General features: G+C 60.2%; 17 protein-coding genes and 1 tRNA gene. 7 read left to right on the forward strand and 11 right to left on the reverse strand.

All coding sequences use genetic code 11. The features are described from left to right. Window positions 1–20: 20 nt before the first annotated feature. From AC0IYH_RS13110 to AC0IYH_RS13140, 7 genes are all read left to right on the forward strand, one after another. Window positions 21–1,529 carry a sigma-54-dependent transcriptional regulator gene (locus tag AC0IYH_RS13110; RefSeq protein ID WP_116628646.1) on the forward strand — a complete coding sequence of 503 codons (1,509 nt, stop codon included), beginning with the start codon at window positions 21–23 and terminating at the stop codon, window positions 1,527–1,529. Window positions 1,530–1,969: 440 nt separating this feature from the next. Next, the gene (gene gcvH, locus AC0IYH_RS13115) at window positions 1,970–2,353 is read left to right on the forward strand and encodes a glycine cleavage system protein GcvH (protein ID WP_005790845.1); all 384 of its coding nucleotides are present in this window, start codon (window positions 1,970–1,972) and stop codon (window positions 2,351–2,353) included. 10 nt (window positions 2,354–2,363) lie between these two features. Further along, window positions 2,364–5,201 carry an aminomethyl-transferring glycine dehydrogenase gene (gcvP, locus tag AC0IYH_RS13120; protein WP_471834688.1) on the forward strand — a complete coding sequence of 946 codons (2,838 nt, stop codon included), beginning with the start codon at window positions 2,364–2,366 and terminating at the stop codon, window positions 5,199–5,201. A gap of 98 nt (window positions 5,202–5,299) precedes the next feature. Beyond that, window positions 5,300–6,676: an L-serine ammonia-lyase gene (locus AC0IYH_RS13125; RefSeq protein WP_122772533.1), complete on the forward strand. Its 1,377-nt coding sequence runs from the start codon at window positions 5,300–5,302 to the stop codon at window positions 6,674–6,676. Between the two features lie 39 nt (window positions 6,677–6,715). Then, window positions 6,716–7,840 (forward strand): glycine cleavage system aminomethyltransferase GcvT, encoded by a 1,125-nt coding sequence (gene gcvT / locus AC0IYH_RS13130; RefSeq protein ID WP_471834690.1) that lies wholly within the window; start codon window positions 6,716–6,718, stop codon window positions 7,838–7,840. Between the two features lie 388 nt (window positions 7,841–8,228). After that, a complete protein-coding gene (locus AC0IYH_RS13135) occupies window positions 8,229–8,441 on the forward strand; it encodes a cold-shock protein (protein WP_002552288.1) in 213 nt (70 codons plus the stop codon). A gap of 93 nt (window positions 8,442–8,534) precedes the next feature. Then, window positions 8,535–9,023: an RDD family protein gene (locus AC0IYH_RS13140; RefSeq protein WP_471834692.1), complete on the forward strand. Its 489-nt coding sequence runs from the start codon at window positions 8,535–8,537 to the stop codon at window positions 9,021–9,023. A 76-nt stretch (window positions 9,024–9,099) separates the two neighbouring features. Here AC0IYH_RS13140 and nadA read toward each other — a convergent pair whose 3' ends face one another. The 11 genes from nadA to tolR form a co-directional block, all read right to left on the reverse strand. Further along, entirely contained in the window at window positions 9,100–10,158 is a 1,059-nt protein-coding gene (gene nadA, locus AC0IYH_RS13145) for a quinolinate synthase NadA (RefSeq protein ID WP_122772536.1), read from the reverse strand. 225 nt (window positions 10,159–10,383) lie between these two features. After that, on the reverse strand, window positions 10,384–11,958 hold the full coding sequence (locus AC0IYH_RS13150) for a lactate dehydrogenase (RefSeq protein WP_471834694.1): 1,575 nt from the start codon (window positions 11,956–11,958) through the stop codon (window positions 10,384–10,386). Window positions 11,959–12,075: 117 nt separating this feature from the next. Continuing rightward, window positions 12,076–13,362, reverse strand: coding sequence for an outer membrane protein transport protein (locus AC0IYH_RS13155; protein ID WP_116628652.1), 1,287 nt, complete (start codon window positions 13,360–13,362; stop codon window positions 12,076–12,078). A 353-nt stretch (window positions 13,363–13,715) separates the two neighbouring features. Then, window positions 13,716–13,791, reverse strand: a tRNA-Lys gene (locus tag AC0IYH_RS13160). Between the two features lie 63 nt (window positions 13,792–13,854). Further along, window positions 13,855–14,529: a 7-cyano-7-deazaguanine synthase QueC gene (queC, locus tag AC0IYH_RS13165; protein WP_163821346.1), complete on the reverse strand. Its 675-nt coding sequence runs from the start codon at window positions 14,527–14,529 to the stop codon at window positions 13,855–13,857. Between the two features lie 16 nt (window positions 14,530–14,545). Then, complete coding sequence (gene queE, locus AC0IYH_RS13170) at window positions 14,546–15,193, reverse strand: 7-carboxy-7-deazaguanine synthase QueE (RefSeq protein WP_116628654.1); 648 nt, start codon at window positions 15,191–15,193, stop codon at window positions 14,546–14,548. Window positions 15,194–15,357: 164 nt separating this feature from the next. Then, window positions 15,358–16,185: a tol-pal system protein YbgF gene (gene ybgF, locus AC0IYH_RS13175; protein WP_471834696.1), complete on the reverse strand. Its 828-nt coding sequence runs from the start codon at window positions 16,183–16,185 to the stop codon at window positions 15,358–15,360. Between the two features lie 6 nt (window positions 16,186–16,191). Continuing rightward, window positions 16,192–16,692 (reverse strand): peptidoglycan-associated lipoprotein Pal, encoded by a 501-nt coding sequence (gene pal / locus AC0IYH_RS13180; protein ID WP_003209827.1) that lies wholly within the window; start codon window positions 16,690–16,692, stop codon window positions 16,192–16,194. A 55-nt stretch (window positions 16,693–16,747) separates the two neighbouring features. Then, the gene (gene tolB, locus AC0IYH_RS13185; protein ID WP_043205819.1) at window positions 16,748–18,028 is read right to left on the reverse strand and encodes a Tol-Pal system beta propeller repeat protein TolB; all 1,281 of its coding nucleotides are present in this window, start codon (window positions 18,026–18,028) and stop codon (window positions 16,748–16,750) included. A 17-nt stretch (window positions 18,029–18,045) separates the two neighbouring features. Then, a complete protein-coding gene (gene tolA, locus AC0IYH_RS13190; protein ID WP_116628656.1) occupies window positions 18,046–19,119 on the reverse strand; it encodes a cell envelope integrity protein TolA in 1,074 nt (357 codons plus the stop codon). Beyond that, entirely contained in the window at window positions 19,119–19,571 is a 453-nt protein-coding gene (gene tolR / locus AC0IYH_RS13195) for a protein TolR (protein ID WP_161630238.1), read from the reverse strand. The genes tolA and tolR overlap by 1 nt, the downstream gene beginning before the upstream one ends. Window positions 19,572–19,581: the final 10 nt, after the last annotated feature.

A 19,581-nucleotide genomic window follows, 5' to 3' on the forward strand; every position in this document is an offset into this window, starting at 1 on the left:
TTGCAGAATCGCCAGCACCCATGCGTATCCACGTCAGCTTCATCGACCGCGTCGGCATTACCCAGGAAGTCCTGGCCTTGCTCGGTGGGCGTAATCTCAACCTGGATGCGGTGGAGATGGTGCCGCCCAACGTGTATATCGACGCGCCGACGCTGAGCGCCGAGGTGCTCGAAGAACTGCGCGACGCCCTGTTCAGCGTGCACGGCGTGCAGGCGGTGACGGTGGTGGACATCCTCCCCGGCCAGCGCCGTCATCTGCAGCTCGACGCCCTGCTGGCGGCGATGACCGACCCGGTGTTGGCCCTCGACAGCGCGGGCAAGATCCTGCTGGCCAACCCGGCCCTGGTGGCCCTTTACGGCCGCGAGCCGGCCGGGGAAAGCATCGCCGAGTTGTTCAATGACCCGGCGCTGCTGACCACCTTGCTCGAACAAGGCTTCCGCCTGCCCCTGCGCGAGATCAGCGTCAACGGCCAGACCCTGTTGCTGGACGCCACGCCGATCACCGACGCCGGCGCCCTGCTGACCCTCTACCAGCCCAACCGCATCGGCGAACAGTTATCGGCGCTGCACCACGACCATGCCGAAGGTTTTGATGCGCTGCTGGGCGAGTCCCCGGTGATCCGCACCCTCAAGGCGCGCGCGCAGCGGGTGGCGGCGCTGGATGCACCCTTGTTGATCCAGGGCGAAACGGGCACCGGCAAGGAGCTGGTAGCCCGCGCCTGCCACGCCATCAGCGCGCGTCACAGCGCGCCGTTCCTGGCATTGAACTGCGCGGCCTTGCCGGAGAACCTCGCCGAAAGCGAGTTGTTCGGCTACGCCCCGGGCGCCTTTACCGGCGCGGCGCGCGGCGGCAAACCGGGGCTGATGGAGTTAGCCAACCAGGGCACGGTGTTCCTCGATGAGATCGGCGAAATGTCGCCGTATCTGCAGGCCAAGCTGCTGCGGTTTCTCAACGACGGCAGCTTTCGCCGGGTAGGCGGCGACCGCGAAGTGAAGGTCAATGTGCGCATCCTCAGCGCCACCCATCGCGACCTGGAAAAAATGGTCAGCGAAGGCACCTTCCGCGAAGACCTGTTCTACCGCCTCAACGTGCTCAACGTCGAAGTACCGCCCCTGCGCGAACGCGGCCAGGACATCCTGCTGCTCGCGCGCTACTTCATGCAGCAGGCCTGCGCACAGATCCAGCGCCCGGTGTGCCGCCTGGCGCCCGGCACCTACCCCGCGCTGCTGGGCAACCGCTGGCCGGGCAATGTGCGCCAGTTGCAGAACGTGATCTTCCGCGCCGCCGCCATCTGCGAAAGCAGCCTGGTGGACATCGGCGACCTCGACATCGCCGGCACCTCGGTCGCGCGCCAGAGCGACGGCGACGTGGACAGCCTGGAGCAGGCCGTGGAAGAGTTCGAGCGCGGCCTGCTGGAAAAGCTCTACACCAGCTACCCCTCGACCCGGCAGTTGGCCAGCCGCCTGCAAACTTCGCACACCGCCATTGCCCATCGCCTGCGCAAATACGGCATCCCCACAAAACCCTGACCCAATTTGAAATGCAATCAATGTGGGAGGGGCGGTGCGACGATTCGACTTGCCCCCGATTGCGGTGTATCAGCTACAGATAAGCTGACTGACCCACTGCCATCGGGGGCAAGTCGAATCGTCTCACCGCCCCTCCCACATTTGAAACCCATTCCAGGTTTTGGTCTGAGAACGACATCCGCTGTCCTGAAATCGCTACAGCGTAACGATATCGCTACAACCCTGCTTTTCGCGCGCCATGCAAGGCTTTGATCCACATAGGCTTTTTTTCGCGCGTCTACCTGTATCGAAATCGCTACACCCGAATGCCATATCCTCATAACCATTTTTATCAAGCCATTGATTTATAACGATTTAATAACATTGGCCGCGATATTGCTAAGCAACTCCCCATATTTCCAATCCCGTCCTCCAGACGAATCTGGCCCTGAGGAGTTTCCATGAGCGAGTTGCGTTTCACTGAAGATCACGAATGGCTGCGCGCCGAAGCCGATGGCAGCGTCACCGTGGGTATCACCGCTTTCGCGCAGAACGCGCTGGGTGATGTGGTTTTCGTGCAACTGCCGGAGTTGCAGGCCTACGACAAGGGCGCCGAAGCGTCCACCGTGGAGTCGGTAAAAGCCGCCAGCGGCGTGTACATGCCGTTGGACGGTGAAGTGCTGGAAGTGAACGACAAGCTCGATGGCAGCCCGGAGCTGGTCAACGAAGACCCGATGGGCGAAGGCTGGTTCTTCCGCTTTAAACCGGCCGATGCCGACGCGGTAGCTAAACTGCTGGATCAGGATGCGTACGACCGCCTGATCAAAGCCAACGCTGAAGCCTGAGGAGCGCGCCATGACTGTTAATTTGAGCACCGCCAACGAATTCATCGCCCGCCACATCGGCCCGCGCGCGGACGACGAGCAGCAAATGCTCGCCAGCCTGGGTTTTGATTCCCTCGAAGCCCTCAGCGCCAGCGTGATCCCGGAAAGCATCAAAGGCACCAGCGTGCTCGGCCTGGAAGACGGCCTGAGCGAAGCCGAAGCGCTGGCCAAGATCAAGACCATCGCCGGCAAGAACCAACTGTTCAAGACCTACATCGGCCAGGGCTACTACAACTGCCACACGCCGTCGCCGATCCTGCGCAACCTGCTGGAAAACCCGGCCTGGTACACCGCCTACACCCCGTACCAGCCCGAGATTTCCCAGGGCCGCCTGGAAGCGCTGCTGAACTTCCAGACCCTGATCAGCGACCTCACCGGCCTGCCGATCGCCAACGCCTCGCTGCTCGATGAAGCCACTGCCGCCGCCGAAGCCATGACCTTCTGCAAGCGCCTGAGCAAGAACAAAAGCAGCAACGCCTTCTTCGCCTCGATCCACAGCCACCCGCAGACCCTCGACGTGCTGCGCACCCGTGCCGAGCCGCTGGGGATCGACGTAGTGGTCGGCGACGAACGCGAACTGACCGACGTCAGCGCGTTCTTCGGCGCCCTGCTGCAATACCCGGCCAGCAACGGTGATGTGTTCGACTACCGCGAACTGACCGAACGCTTCCACGCCGCCAACGCCCTGGTGGCCGTGGCCGCCGACCTGCTGGCCCTGACCCTGCTGACCCCACCGGGTGAGTTCGGCGCCGACGTCGCCATCGGCAGCGCGCAACGCTTCGGCGTGCCGCTGGGTTTTGGTGGCCCGCACGCGGCGTACTTCTCCACCAAGGACGCGTTCAAGCGCGACATGCCCGGCCGTCTGGTCGGCGTCTCCGTGGACCGTTTCGGCAAGCCAGCCTTGCGCCTGGCCATGCAGACCCGCGAGCAACATATCCGCCGCGAGAAAGCCACCAGCAACATCTGCACCGCCCAAGTGCTGCTGGCCAACATCGCCAGCATGTACGCCGTGTACCACGGGCCTAAAGGCCTGACCCAGATCGCCAACCGCGTTCACCAGCTGACCGCGATCCTGGCCAAGGGCCTGAGCGCCCTGGGCTTCAAGGTCGAACAAGCGAACTTCTTCGACACGATCACCCTCAACACCGGCGCCAACACCGCCGCCCTGCACGACAAGGCCCGCGCCCAGCGCATCAACCTGCGTGTGGTGGATGCCGAGCGCGTTGGCCTGTCGGTTGACGAAACCACCAGCCAGGCCGATATCGAAGCCCTGTGGGCGATCTTCGCCGACGGCAAGGCGCTGCCGGCCTTTGCTGCAACCGAGAGCACCCTGCCGGCCGCCCTGCTGCGCCAGTCGCCGATCCTCAGCCACCCGGTGTTCAACCGTTATCACTCGGAAACCGAGCTGATGCGCTACCTGCGCAAGCTGGCCGACAAGGACCTGGCGCTGGACCGCACCATGATCCCGCTGGGCTCGTGCACCATGAAGCTCAACGCCGCCAGCGAAATGATCCCGGTGACCTGGGCCGAGTTCGGCGCCCTGCACCCGTTCGCCCCGGCCGCGCAAAGCGCCGGCTACCTGGAGCTGACCTCCGACCTCGAAGCCATGCTCTGCGCCGCCACCGGTTACGACGCGATTTCCCTGCAGCCGAACGCCGGTTCCCAGGGTGAATACGCCGGCCTGTTGGCCATCCGCGCCTATCACCAGAGCCGTGGCGAAGAACGCCGCGACATCTGCCTGATTCCCTCGTCGGCCCACGGCACCAACCCGGCCACCGCCAACATGGCCGGCATGCGCGTGGTCGTGACCGCCTGCGACGCACGTGGCAACGTCGACATCGAAGACCTGCGCGCCAAGGCAATCGAGCACCGCGAGCACCTCGCCGCGCTGATGATCACCTACCCGTCCACCCACGGCGTGTTCGAAGAAGGCATCCGCGAAATCTGCGGGATCATTCACGACAACGGCGGCCAGGTGTACATCGACGGCGCCAACATGAACGCCATGGTCGGCCTGTGCGCACCGGGCAAGTTCGGCGGCGACGTGTCCCACCTGAACCTGCACAAGACCTTCTGCATCCCCCACGGCGGCGGCGGCCCGGGCGTTGGCCCGATTGGCGTCAAGTCGCACCTCACGCCATTCCTGCCGGGCCACGCGGCCATGGAGCGCAAGGAAGGCGCGGTGTGCGCGGCGCCGTTCGGCAGCGCGAGCATCCTGCCGATCACCTGGATGTACATCAGCATGATGGGCGGCGCGGGCCTCAAACGCGCTTCGCAGTTGGCGATCCTGAATGCCAACTACATTTCCCGTCGCCTTGAAGAGCACTACCCCGTGCTCTACACCGGCAGCAACGGCCTGGTGGCGCACGAATGCATCCTCGATCTGCGCCCGCTCAAAGACAGCAGCGGCATCAGCGTGGATGACGTGGCCAAGCGCCTGATCGACTTCGGTTTCCACGCCCCGACCATGTCGTTCCCGGTGGCCGGCACGCTGATGATCGAGCCGACCGAGAGTGAATCCAAAGAAGAACTGGACCGCTTCTGCGACGCCATGATCGCCATCCGCTTTGAGATCCGCGCGGTGGAAAACGGCACGTTGGACAAGGACGACAACCCACTGAAAAACGCGCCGCACACCGCCGCTGAAATCGTCGGCGAATGGAGCCACCCGTACAGCCGTGAACAGGCGGTGTACCCGGTTGCGTCGCTGATCGAAGGCAAGTACTGGCCGCCGGTAGGCCGGGTCGACAACGTGTTTGGCGATCGCAACCTGGTGTGCGCCTGCCCGTCGATCGAGAGCTACGCGTAACCTAAGGGTCAACTGGGTCAAATGTGGGAGGGGGCAAGCCCCCTCCCACACTTAAACCCAGTACACCCGATCAATAATAAGAAACCGGAGAACAACTCATGTCTTTAAGCGTGTTCGACCTGTTCAAGATTGGCATCGGCCCCTCCAGCTCCCACACCGTCGGCCCGATGCGCGCCGCCGCCCGGTTTGTCGAAGGGCTCAAGCGTGACAACCTGCTCGGCGCCACCACCGGCATCAAGGTCGAACTCTATGGCTCGCTGGGCGCCACCGGTAAAGGCCACGGCAGCGACAAGGCCGTGCTGCTGGGCCTGGAAGGCGAACACCCGGACACCGTGAATACCGAAACCGTGGCCACACGACTGGCGCAGATGCGCAAGGACGGCCGCTTGAATCTGCTCGGTGAACACAGCATTGCGTTCAACGAGAAAGAACACCTGGCGATGATTCGCAAACCGCTGGCCTACCATCCCAACGGCATGATTTTTCGCGCCTTCGACGCCGCCCATATTCAGATCCGCAGCCGCGAGTACTACTCGGTCGGCGGTGGTTTTGTGGTCGACGAAGACGCCGCCGGCGCCGACCGGATCGTCGAAGACGCCACGCCCCTGACCTTTCCCTTCAAGCACGCCAAGGACTTGCTCGGCCATTGCACCACCTACGGGCTGTCCATCAGCCAGGTGATGCTGACCAATGAAAGCGCTTGGCGCCCGGAGGCGGAAACCCGTGCCGGCTTGCTGAAGATCTGGCAAGTGATGCAGGACTGCGTGGACGCCGGCTGTCGCAATGAAGGGATTTTGCCTGGCGGCTTGAAGGTCAAGCGCCGCGCCGCCGCCCTGCACCGCCAGCTGTGCAAGAACCCCGAGTCGGCCCTGCGTGACCCGTTGTCGGTACTCGATTGGGTCAACCTGTACGCGCTGGCGGTCAACGAAGAAAACGCCAATGGTGGGCGCGTGGTCACCGCGCCCACCAACGGTGCGGCCGGGATTGTGCCGGCGGTGTTGCATTACTACATGCGCTTCATCCCGGGCGCGAACGAGGACGGCGTGGTGCGCTTCCTGCTCACCGCCGCCGCCATCGGCATTCTGTACAAGGAAAACGCCTCGATCTCCGGCGCCGAAGTCGGCTGCCAGGGCGAGGTCGGCGTGGCCTGTTCCATGGCCGCCGGCGCGCTTTGCGAGGTGCTGGGCGGTACGGTTTCCCAAGTGGAAAACGCCGCCGAAATCGGCATGGAACACAACCTCGGCCTCACCTGCGACCCGATTGGCGGGCTGGTGCAGGTGCCGTGCATCGAACGCAACGCCATGGGCTCGGTGAAGGCAATCAATGCGGTGCGCATGGCCTTGCGCGGCGACGGGCAGCACTTTGTGTCCCTCGACAAGGTGATCCGCACCATGCGCCAGACCGGCGCCGATATGAAAAGCAAATACAAGGAAACCGCCCGTGGCGGTTTGGCGGTCAACATTATCGAGTGCTGACGCCCACAAGCGCGTCCGCACGTTTTTCAGGAGCTGAACATGTCCACCGAAACCCTGTTGAAAACCCCGCTGCACGCCCTGCACATCGAGCTCGGCGCGCGCATGGTGCCCTTCGCCGGCTACGACATGCCGGTGCAATACCCACTGGGCGTGATGAAAGAACACCTGCACACCCGTGATCAGGCCGGGCTGTTCGACGTGTCCCACATGGGCCAGATCCGCCTCACCGGCGCCAATGCCGCCAAGGCCCTGGAAACCCTGGTGCCGGTCGACATCATCGACCTGCCCGTGGGCATGCAGCGCTACGCCATGTTCACCAACGAGCAGGGCGGTATTCTCGACGACCTGATGGTGGCCAACCTGGGTAACGACGAGCTGTTCCTGGTGGTCAACGCCGCCTGCAAGGACCAGGACCTGGCGCACCTGCGCGCGCATATCGGCGACCAGTGCAGCATCGAGCCGCTGTTCGAAGAACGCGCTCTGCTGGCCCTGCAAGGCCCGGCGGCAGTGAAAGTGCTGGCACGCCTGGCGCCGGAAGTGACCAGGATGACCTTTATGCAATTCGCCACCCTGCGCCTGCTGGGTGTGGACTGCTATGTCAGCCGTTCGGGCTACACCGGTGAAGACGGTTTTGAAATCTCCGTACCCGCTGCCAACGCCGAGGCTCTGGCGCGCAGCCTGCTGGCCGAAACCGAAGTGCAGCCCATCGGCCTCGGCGCCCGCGACTCGCTGCGCCTGGAAGCCGGCCTGTGCCTGTACGGCCACGACATGAACACCGAGACCACACCGATTGAAGCCAGCCTGTTGTGGGCGATCTCCAAGGCCCGGCGTGCCGACGGCGCCCGTGCCGGCGGCTTCCCCGGTGCCGACCGCATCTTCACCCAACAGCAAACCGGCGTGAGCCGCAAACGCGTGGGCCTGCTGCCCCAGGAACGCACGCCGGTGCGTGAAGGCGCCGAAATAGTCGATGAACATGGCAGCGTGATCGGCACTGTGTGCAGCGGTGGTTTTGGCCCAACCCTGGGCGCTCCGTTGGCCATGGGTTACCTGGACAGCGCATTCACCGCGCTGGACAGCGAAGTGTCTGCGTTAGTGCGTGGGAAAAAAGTGCCACTGCGTGTAAGCAAAATGCCATTTGTTCCACAGCGTTACTATCGTGGCTGATTGACTGTTTCTATAAGTAACGCGGTTGCGTTAACGTGCACTAATCTGTAACGCAACCGCCATAAAACAGTGCATTGACGATAGTCATTGTTTAAACGTTTAACCTATAACAAGTGACCAACTCTATCGAATAAGCCGGATGCATTTTCCTGACCGAAGTGCCATAAAGCCGAGCAAACACTGGGACTTTCCCAGGGCTTGTTTTTTCTCTATTAGTTGGCGTAGAGTTTGCCCACTGTGTTTGCATGGGTCGCTTTGAACCTGGACCTGGGCAGTAGCTAGTTGTGCTACAACCCGTTCGACGTCTCTTACTTTCCTGCAACCCAGCCCAGTACTCTTTCATGTGAAAGGGGCTGTCATTAATTTTTAGCGTCAAGGAAATAAGAAAATGGCTGATCGTCAGAGCGGTACCGTCAAATGGTTTAACGACGAGAAAGGGTTTGGTTTTATCACGCCAGAAAGCGGTCCGGATCTGTTCGTGCATTTCCGCGCTATTCAGGGCAACGGCTTCAAGAGCCTCAAAGAAGGCCAGAAAGTGACGTTCGTTGCTGTGCAAGGCCAGAAAGGCATGCAGGCTGACGAAGTACAAGCAGAAGCCTGATTTTCCTGCGACAAAAAGCCCCTGACATGACATCAGGGGCTTTTTTATGGGCGCTACTGCGTAAACTGCGTGTTTTCTCCAGAGAGCCCTGCCATGTCCAAACCTTTGCTGAGCCCACAGGGCGATTTTCCCGCCGTTGGCCTGGGCCGCCGCCTGGCAGCAATGTTCTATGACTTTCTGCTGTGCACCGCGCTGCTGATCGTCACCGCGTTTATCTACAAACTGGTGTGGATCGCGTTCGTGGGCGAAGCCAAAATGCGCACCCTCACCGAATCCGGCGCGCTGGATGGCGACCCGTTGCTGTCGACGATTCTGCTGTTTGTGCTGTTTGGTTTTTTCGCCAAGTTCTGGACCCATTCGGGCCAGACCCTGGGCATGCAGGTGTGGGGGGTACGTGTGCAGAACGCCGACGGCTCGCGCATCAGCCTGTGGCAGGCGCTCTTACGGTTTGTGGTGTCGATTGCGTCGTGGTTGTGCGTGGGGCTGGGGTTTATCTGGTCGGTGTTTGATAAGCGCAAACGCAGCTGGCATGACATCTATTCGGACACGCAATTGGTGCGGATTCCGAAGCAGAAAAAGTAATTCCTAGCCTAGTGGAGATTAAAAATGTGGGAGGGGGCAAGCCCCCTCCCACATTTGGACTGTATTCACAGCTGGATCAGGCGTTACCGGCCAACTTGAGCCGCGCAGCCTGGGTGAAATCCAGCATCCGCTTGAGCGGCCGCACAGCATGCGGAATCACCGAGGGCTCGACGAAGATCTCGTTGCTGCCCTCACGCAGGCACTGCAGCGTGCGCTCCAGCGTATTCATCGCCATCCACGGGCAATGCGCGCAACTGCGACAGGCCGCGCCGTTACCGGCGGTAGGCGCCTCGACAAAGACCTTGTCCGGGCACAGCTGCTGCATCTTGTAGAAGATGCCGCGGTCGGTGGCGACGATAAAGGTCTTATTCGGCAAACGCTGCGCCGCAGCAATCAACTGGCTGGTGGAGCCCACGGCGTCCGCCAGCTCGATCACCGCCGTCGGCGATTCCGGGTGCACCAGGATCGCGGCGTCCGGGTACAGCGCCTTCATGTCTTCAAGCTGCTTGGACTTGAACTCTTCGTGGACAATGCAGGCACCGTCCCACAGGAGCATGTCGGCACCGGTCTGGCGCTGGATGTAAGTGCCCAGGTGTTTGTCAGGGCCCCAGATAATGGTCTCGCCGTTGTCCATCAGGCTTTCGACGATTTCCAGCGCGCAGCTGGAGGTCACCACCCAATCGGCGCGGGCTTTGACCGCCGCCGAGGTGTTGGCATAAACCACCACAGTGCGCTCGGGATGCTGGTCGCAGAACGCCGAAAACTCCTCTACCGGGCAGCCCAGGTCCAGGGAGCACGTGGCTTCCAGGGTGGGCATGAGGATGCGTTTTTCAGGCGTGAGGATTTTTGCGGTTTCGCCCATGAAACGCACGCCGGCAACCAGTACGGTCTTGGCCGGGTGGGCGGCGCCGAAGCGGGCCATTTCCAGGGAATCGGAAACACAGCCGCCGGTTTCTTCGGCCAAGGCCTGAATCACCGGGTCGCAGTAGAAGTGGGCGACCAGCACCGCATCCTGGGCTTTGAGCTCGGCTGCGATGGCGGCACGCAGGCTCGCCTCTTCATCGGCGCTCAGTGCCTTGGGCTGCTTGGCGTCGAGGTGGGCTTGAACCAGTAGGCGTTCGGAAATTTGCGTCATGTTCGCAAGACCTGCAGGCGCAGTTGCGCGAAAGTCGAGTGTACCACCGGCTCTGGAGCCCTTCGGGCGCCGCCGGACGAAGTGATTGTGTTCATCAAGCACGGTGAAGCTGCGCAAGGCTACAGAATATCGATTGGATGCAAAAGCCCAATCTGGCGGCTGGAGAGCCGGGCAAAAAAAACGGGAAACCCCAGCGCGGGGGTTTCCCGTTTTTTACACCCGCTGTCAGCGTGACAGCGCGGCTGGGTCTTCCTGCAGCAGCACCGAGGCGTGCATGTTGGCCAGGCCGTCCTTCACGGTGGATTCCTCCAGCGCGTCCTTGGACTTCTTGCTTTCCTTGGCCGCGTACTCCAGCAGTACCAGGTAATCGCGCTTGGCCGAGGCTTCCTTGGGCACGAAGGTCTCGTCCACCCGCTTGCCCATCACGTACTTCTGCGTGCGGGTGTTCTGGCTGGCTTCCTGGGAGACCGAGGCGTGGGTCAGCAGGCCATCCTTGTAGGCCAGGTTGGCCGAGCTGCTGGCCTTGTCGTCCACTTGCACGTAGAGATAGTTCTGCGATTCCACATCACGGCCCAAGGCCGGGTTTTTAGCGCCGTTGAGGCTCTTGTGAAAACTCGCCGACAGGCTCGACTGCTGGTCCTGGGTCACGCTGCGGTCCAATGTGCTGTTGCCACCGACGCGGGTCTTTTGCGACACGTTGTAGGCAAAGCCGTCGACCTCGGACGGACGCATCGGGTTGGACGACTCGCCCGCCTGTTTGATCGATGCCTTGAAGTCCGCCAGGCCGGTGAACAAGCCCTGGTCCGTGGAGTTACGGGTCAACGCCTCAGGCACGCTGACGCCCTGTGGGTAATTGCTGTTCATGGCGCTGAAGGCGTCCTTGAACATGGCCATCAGGTCGGGCTTGGCGTTGCCGCGTTCCTGCACCCGGTCAAACTGCGCCAGGTAAGTTTTAAGGGCCTTGGCCTGTTGCTGGGCATTGCCCAGGATCGCGGCGTTTTTCAGGTCGACGGCCAGGTTCAGCTCGCCGCTGGGGCCACTCATGCGGGTGGTGCGGCTCTGGCTGTCGGCATGGTAGGCCAGCGTAAGGTCAGGCCCTTCGAGGGTCTTGAGCTTGGCGTTGAGGTCGACCGAGGCCAAGACCTTGCTGTCGAATTTAGTCAGGTTGCCCAGGTCGAGTTTCGGCGGTACGGCGGTCAGCCCATCCACCGCGGCCTGGAAGGCATTGCCCAACTGGCCGACGGCCTTGAGTTCGTCATCGGTCAGCGCGCCGCCGTCCACTGTGGCCTGTACACCCAGGCCGTCGTTCTGGCTGGACAGGCTGAAGGTCACGGTCTTGCCGCTGGCAGTCTTGATATTCAGGCTGACCAGGTTGTCGGCCTTGCTGTGCAACAGGCTTTGGTCGGTCTTGATCTCGCCGGCGTTTTGCGCGCGGTCGGCGCTGGCGTAGAGCACCGACTGGGAAATGTTCGCGCCGCCCTTGGCGAACTGCTCCACCAGGCTGGCGCCCAGGCCATTAAAGCGGTTGGCCGTGGACGGCGAATTGAAGTTGGTGTTGATTGCCCGGCTGAGTGCGTTCTGGCTGTCACTTTCCCAGGCACGCACGATGTCCTGGCCGGGTAACTGCCCACGGCGCGAATAGGTATCGGAAAGGGTATCGGACACCACATTGCCCAGGCTGACCACCGAAGAGGGTCGGGCAACCGTGACATCGGTGTTGTGCGCGAGGGTAACGGGCGACGTTTCAGCAGGTCGAATGCCAAGTGTAATGGCAGTGCTGATAGGCGAAAGCGTGGTCATGACAATCCCTGTCTTCAAATGAACAACGCCTAACTTACCCAAGGTACATTTGGATTAACAGGGAAAAACCAGCAAAGAGCCATGACGTTAATCTGGCTCTTTGCCGTGCAGCGAAGTTTAAAAGCGGTAAGTCACTGAACCACCAAAGCCGTTGGCACTGTTTTCATACTTGGCGTCGTAGGTAAGGCCTACTTGGGACAGGTTCTGGTGCACCTTGATCGGCTCCTCCTTCAGGTAGGAATACGCCACGTCGAAGGTCAGGTTGTCCACTGGGGTCCAGCCGGCACCCAGGCTGAAAACCGTACGATCCCCGGTAGGAATCCGTACAGACCGGTCGGTGTTGTTGGTAGGTGTCTGGTCCACCGAGAACCCGGTACGCAGCACCAGTTGCTTGTTGACGCGATACGCGGCGCCAATCGCATGGGACCAGGTGTCATGCCAGTGCTGTTGCTCGGTGATCGAACCCAGGCCACCGAACTGGGCGGTGAGGTCCGAGACGCCATCGTTGTTGATGGTGATCTTTTTCAACTGGCTCCAACGGGTGTAAGTGCTACCGAGGTAGAGGGTCCAGTCGTCATTGAGTTGATGGGTGACCGAAAAATCCACCGACGAAGGTGTGGTCACATTCAGGCTGGCGTCATAGCGCTGGTCACCGCCGTCAAACGCATCGGTAATCACGCCGGAAGCGTGGGTCTTGCCGCTGAGGTGGTAGACCACTTGCGAGTGGTAGGTCACGCCAATGCGCGTGCTCTCAAGGGGCTGTACGAGGATACCGGCGTTGAACCCGGTCGCGTTGTCGTCGCCTTTGACCTTGACGCTTTCGCCGCTGCCGCCGCCCAGCGGGACGTTGGAATCCAGCTCGCCATTGATGCGGTTGAAGGTCGGGCCAAAACCCACCGAGATTTTGTCGTTGAACGCGTAGCTGACCGTCGGCTGCACGGTGATGACCTGAACCTTGCTTTTGTTGCCAAAGCCATTGCCCTGGAAGCTGTGCTCGTAGTCGGTCACCAGTCCGAACGGCGCGTATATCCCCAGGCCGAAGGCCCAGTGCTCATCAATCGGCGTGACCAGGTAACCCATCGGCACGGCGATGCCCGGCACCATGTCACCCTTGTCGGTCCCCGGGTTCTCGGCGCCGAACTGCGTGGAGCTGGCATCTTTGATATTGGTTTTGGCATCGAGGTAGGTCGCCCCGAGGCTCACCTCATTCTGCTTGAGCCGGGACATGCCCGCCGGGTTGCCGAACACCGTGCTGGCGTCATCGGCAGAGGACGATCGCCCGGCATAGCCCGTACCCATTGAACTGATGCTTTGTTCATTAAGTGCGAAGCCACCGGCGAACAGCTGTGTGGAGGCCAGTGAAACAGCGAGCGCCAAGGCGCCTTTAAGAGTTTTGTTATTCATTATTAGGACTCGAATTATTGGGCAGCGGTGAGGAAGCTACCAACGTTCGAGGTGGGTGTTTATGAAGAGTTTTTCATCCGGGGATTGTCGGACAATCTTTTGTATTTCAAAGACTTCGATGGTTTTCAAACATCCTTTTCCGACCTTTTGGCCCGATTGTGACCAAAGGGTTTTATCCCGGCTTTGCGTTCATACCGGCGAGGATTGGCAGGAGGCTTGAGGCTGCGCCCTGCCAAAACAAAAAGGCCCCAAGCTGTTAATCAGCCCGGGGCCTTGCGTGTTTGTATTGGGCAAAAAAAAACCCGGAAATCCTCACTTGCGTGGGCCTTCCGGATTTTCTAAACCGCCAAAAATGGTGGGTCGTGTGGGATTCGAACCTACGACCAATTGGTTAAAAGCCAACTGCTCTACCAACTGAGCTAACGACCCGCTGTGTGGTGGCGCGTATAATACTGATTTCTAAGGATTATTCAACACCTTATTTGAAATAAATCAGAAATAACGCGTTGGGTCAGTAATTCCGGCCGCTTGGAAGCCTTCTGCACGCAGTCTGCAGCTGTCGCATTTCCCACAAGCACGGCCGTCATCGTCTGCCTGATAGCAGGAAACAGTCAGCGAATAATCCACGCCAAGTCCTACGCCAGCCTTCACGATGTCGGCTTTGCTGAGATTCTGCAGCGGTGCCAGGATGCGGAAGCCCTGCCCTTCTACACCAGCCTTGGTCGCCAGGTTGGCCATGCGCTCGAACGACTCGACGAACTCCGGGCGGCAGTCCGGGTAGCCGGAATAATCCACTGCATTGACGCCGATAAAAATGTCGCGGGCATTCAGCACTTCTGCCCAGCCGAGAGCCAGGGACAGGAACACGGTGTTGCGCGCCGGCACATAAGTGATCGGGATGCCTTCACTCGGGGCTTCCGGCACATCGATGCTGCTGTCGGTCAGGGCCGAGCCGCCGATACCGTTGAGGTTCAGGCCGATCACCTTGTGTTCGGCGACGCCCATGTCCCGTGCGACGCGGGCAGCGGCGTTCAACTCGGCGCGATGACGTTGGCCGTAGTCGAAACTCATGGTGTAGCAGGTGTAGCCTTCAGCCTGCGCCATCGCTACCACGGTGGCGGAGTCCAGGCCACCGGACAGCAGGATTACGGCGCGTTTCTGGTCAATCGTCTGTTCGGTCATTTCAGCGTCCCGGCTCGTCATTCCAAAGGTATTTATGCAACTGCAACTGCAGGCGTACGGGCAGGTTATCCGCCACCACCCAGTCGGCCAGGTCGCGGGCGTTCAGGTCGTGGTGGCTTGGGGAGTACAGCACCTCGCCCGCGCGACGGTCCAGGCCATATTGAATCAGCTTGGAATTGGCCCAGTCGTAATCATCGCGAGAACAGATGACGAACTTGACCTGGTCGTTGGCCGTCAGCAGGTCCATGTTCTCGTAGCGGTTGCGATGCGCTTCCTTGGAGCCTGGAGTCTTGAGGTCGACCACTCGACTCACGCGCGGGTCTACCGCGGAGATATCCAGGGCGCCACTGGTTTCCAGGGACACCTCGTAACCGGCATCGCACAACTGTTTAAGCAAAGGGATGGCATTGGGCTGCGCGAGGGGCTCGCCGCCCGTCACACAGACGTAGCGCGGCCGGTAACCGGCAACTTGTTCCAGAATGTCTTCGAGGGTGCGCACCGTGCCGCCACTGAAGGCGTAGGCGCTGTCACAGTATTGGCAACGCAAAGGGCAGCCGGTCAGGCGCACAAAGACTGTGGGCAGGCCAGCGGTTCGCGTTTCACCCTGCAACGAGTAAAAAACTTCGGTGATGCGTAATGTGTCTTGCATAGTCGCCACGGGCGTAACAGCTAAACAGGCTGTCCGCCTCCGTCAGGCACTTCAAGCAACCCCGCCAACGCGTAGGCCCCAAGAAGCGTGTTTCATAAAAGGGCGTGGATTCTAACGAAAAAACCCGCGCCAGGCGCGGGTTTCTTCTAAACGGGCTGCATCGCTTACAAGCGCTGCAGATCCCGTTGAGCCAACTGGGCTGCGGAAGTCCCCGGATATTGGGCCACAACCTGCTGCAGAATGCCTTTTACCTTGTCGGTATGACCCAGGCGGCGTTCTACGTCAGCAAGTTTGTACAGCGAGTCAGGCACCTTGGCGTGCTTGGGGTACAGCTGGCTGACCTTGGCAAATGCCTGGCCGGCGCCCTGCAAGTCACCCTTGGCCAGGTTGACCTCACCCAACCAGTACTGGGCATTGCCCGCGTACTGGCTGTTCGGGTATTTGCGCAGGAATGCGGTAAATGCCTGGCTGGCTTTATCGAAATCCTTGGCTTTGATCAGGTCAAAGGCTGCATCGTAATACAGCTTCTCTTTGGCCGGATCACCCGGCTCACTGCTGGCGGCAGGGGCCGCTGCGGCCCCTGCTGCTGCACCACCGACGGCCGCACCAGGCGCGCCACCAGTAGAAGAATTATCAGGAGTTGCGGCAGGTGTAACACCGGCTCCAATGCGTCGATCAAGATCCTGGTATCGCTCCAGGCCTTCTTGCTTCAGCTGGTTCACTTGGTTCTGCAGAACTTCAATGGTGCCTTGTTGCTGCGCCAATTGATCCTGCATGCGTTGCAGCTGGTTGAACAGTTCGCCCTGTGCCGAAGGGGCGGCAGTTGCCGCCCCCCCAGCATAGGCGCCGTTCGTGCCATAACCTGGTGGCGGATAGCTGCTCCCGCTATTGTTATAGCCAGAGTTGCTATCTTCCACAGGAACCGCAGCCCACACCGCAAGCGGTGCGAGGCTGAGAGCCAATACAGTTAGAGCACGACGGCACGTTCGCATGACGAATTACTTACGCAGTTCGACGCGACGGTTTTGAGCCCAGGACTGCTCGTCGTGGCCAGTAGCAACTGGACGCTCTTTACCGTAGGAAACCAGTTCCAGTTGGCCTGGAGCAACACCTTGCAGTACCAGGTAGCGCTGAACGGCTTTCGCACGACGCTCGCCCAGTGCCATGTTGTACTCACGAGTACCACGTTCGTCAGTGTTACCTTCCAGAACAACGCGAGCGCCGTTAGCTTTCAGGTCCTTCGCGTGAACGTCCAGAGCGCGCATGGCTTCTGGCTTCAGGTCCGAACTGTCGTATTCGAAGTAGAAAGTGGTGATAGCGCGCAGAGCAGCTTCTTCGCTCAGGGAGCCGTCAACTGCACCAGTGTTAGCGCCGTAACCAGCGTTTGGATCAACAGCTGCGCCTTCACCGGCATTGTCGCCGCCTTTAGACGAGCAACCAACGGCTACGGACAGAGCCAGAGCCAGAGCAGCAAACTTACCAAACTTCAGCATTTCCATCGTGAAACTCCTAATGAACCCCAGTGTGTTAAGTACTTCTTTTTGTAGCGCCGCGTCAGTTCAGGTAAGGGGACCAGGACGGTTCTCTGACTTCGCCTTGAGCGGTAGGAAGCGGGAGCCTTACGCGTCCATTAATGGACACGAGCATCAAGACTCCCCGGCCCTGCTGGCGGGTGGCGTAGATTACCATGGTGCCGTTGGGCGCAACAGTAGCTGACTCATCAAGGTTGGTATCTGTGAGGATTTTTACCGTTCCACGCTGCAAATCCTGGGCCGCAACCCGGAAATTAGTGAAACCATCCTGACGGTGAATCATCACCAACGTCTTTTCATCAGCCGAAAGCTTCGGATTTGCGTTGTAGTTACCGATAAAGGTCACTCGTTCCGCGCCGCCGCCGTTTACGTTTGCCTTGTAGACCTGTGGCTTGCCGCCACGGTCGGAGGTGAAGTAGATGGTCGAACCATCCTTACCCCAGAACGGTTCGGTGTTGATGCCCGGGCCGCTGGTTACGCGAGAGATCTGGCGCGAAGCCATGTTCATCACGTAGATATCCGGGTTGCCGTCCTTGGACAGCACGAACGCCAGGCGCGAACCATCCGGCGACCAGGCCGGTGCACCGTTGAGGCCTTCGAAGTTGGTGATCTGCTCACGACGGCCAGTATCGATGTGCTGTACGAAGATGCGCGGACGACGCTGCTCGAAAGACACGTAGGCAATACGCTTGCCGTCCGGCGCGAAGCGCGGCGACAGGATTGGCTCACGGGATTGCAGCAGGGTCACGGCGCGAGCACCGTCGTAGTCCGAGCGCTGCAAAGTGTAACGAGTGTTGTCTACGGAGAAACGCTCAGCCGTTACGTACAGCAGGCGAGTCGAGAACGCACCCTTGATACCGGTGAGCTTTTCAAACGACTGGTCCGAGATGTAGTGGGCCATGTCGCGCAGTTGCTCGGCAGTGCCCGATACGCTGCCGGTCAGAACCTGCTGCTCGGTGGCCACGTTGAACAACGTGTACTGGATCTGCAGGCGACCGCCGGCCGGCGTGATATTGCCGACCATCAGGTACTGGGCGCCAACGGCTTTCCAGTCGCGGAACACAACTTCGCTGGCCTGGTTTGGCTGGCTGATCATGTTGCCTTTCGGAATCGGCGCGTAGTAACCGGAGTTGCGCAGGTCATCGCTGACGATCTGGGCCATGTCGTCCGGCAGCACGCTACCGCCCTGCCAGCCGAACGGTACTACCGCAATCGGGGTGGCCCGATCGCTACCGCTGGTGACCAGGATGTTCTTTTCATCTGCCGCCGCTATCCCTGCCATACAGCAAATAACGACAAGCATTCCTCGAAGAAGGTTTCTCACAAGGCTAGATCCTCAGGTGTGAATGTCATCTTGAATGAACGATAGGGAGCGAAGTCGCTTGGTTTCATTCCCTGCATCTCGGTCAACCGGCCAATGTTCTTGACCGCTGCAACCGCTGAACTGTCAAACGAAGCATCGCCACTGCCCTTGGCCACGCTGACCGAAGTCACCGTGCCGTCCGGCAACATGCCGATCTGCAATACGACTGTCATGCCTTTGCGTGCCGAAGGTGGACGTGTCCAGCCTTCTGCTGCCCGTGCCCGAATCAGGTCGTCGAAACTGCCCGCGACTTCATCACCACGCTCATCGGCCAAGGCTTGCTGACGCTGCGGCGTGTCGGAAAGCAAATCTGCCAAGGCCTGGGCCTTTTTCTCTTCGGCGGATTTACGCGCTGCTTCCTGGGCCTTTTTCTTGGTGGCGTCGGCGGCAGCTTTCTTCTTCGCGTCGTCGGCGATTTTCTTCTTCGCCTCGTCTGCTTCAGCTTTTTTCTTGGCGTCTTCGGCGGCTTTCTTCTTCGCGTCTTCGACTATCTTTTTCTTGGCGTCTTCAGCGGCCTGTTTCTTGGCCTCTTCTTCGGCAGCTTTTTTGGCTTCTTCTTCAGACTTCTTCTTGGCTATATCAGCCAATTGTTTCTCTTCGGCTTTTTTGGCTTCGGCAGCTTTGTCGGCTTTCTTGGCTTCATCAGCCTTTTTCGCCTCGTCAGCTTTCTTGGCTTCGTCAGCCTTTTTCGATTCCTCGGCCTTTTGAGCCGCCTCTTCTTTCTTTTGTTCCGCAGCAGCCTTCACCGCTTCCTGCTCGACCTTCTTCTGTTCCATCTGCTCGACTTCAGTCTGGCGCGCAGCCGACTTCTGGGCCTCACCCGCAATCTTCTGATTGGTCTGGGTGGTGGCCTGGCTTTTCGATTTCAGCTGATACAGGGTCGCCTGCACGATCGGCTTGGCTGGCGGCAGGTCCGGGGTCATGGCAAAGCTGACGAACAGCATGCCAAATACCAGGACGTGCAGGGCAATTGCCCAGACGCTAGGCCAGAAGAAGCTTTCCGAGGCGGACGGCTCTCGCTGTTGCTGCATCAGGGCGCCTCGGTAATCAAGCCAACGTTACCGACGCCGGCCTTCTGCAGCCCGCCCATGGCACCCATGACGGAGCCGTAGTCGACGACTTTGTCGCCGCGAATGAACACCTGGGTGTGCTTGCCGCCTTCGTTGCCGGACCGGATGATCTTGGTCACGGCGTCGGTCATCTGCGGCAAGGTCATGGCCTTGTCTTGCTGTTTCTGAGTGTCGACTTCGCTGCCAAGGTTCCAGTAATAGGTCTTGTCAGCCTTGATCGAAATGGTCAGGACCTGCGTATTGTTGTCTTGCGGCAAGGCTTCACTGGAAACCTTGGGCAGATCAACCTTCACGCCCTGGTTGAGCATCGGCGCGGTCACCATGAAGATGACCAGCAGCACCAACATCACGTCGATGTAGGGCACTACGTTCATCTCGGCGACCGGCTTGCGCTTTTTGCGAGCTCGAGCGATTAAAGCCATT

The sequence above is a fragment of the Pseudomonas sp. AC463 genome (assembly GCF_979253585.1).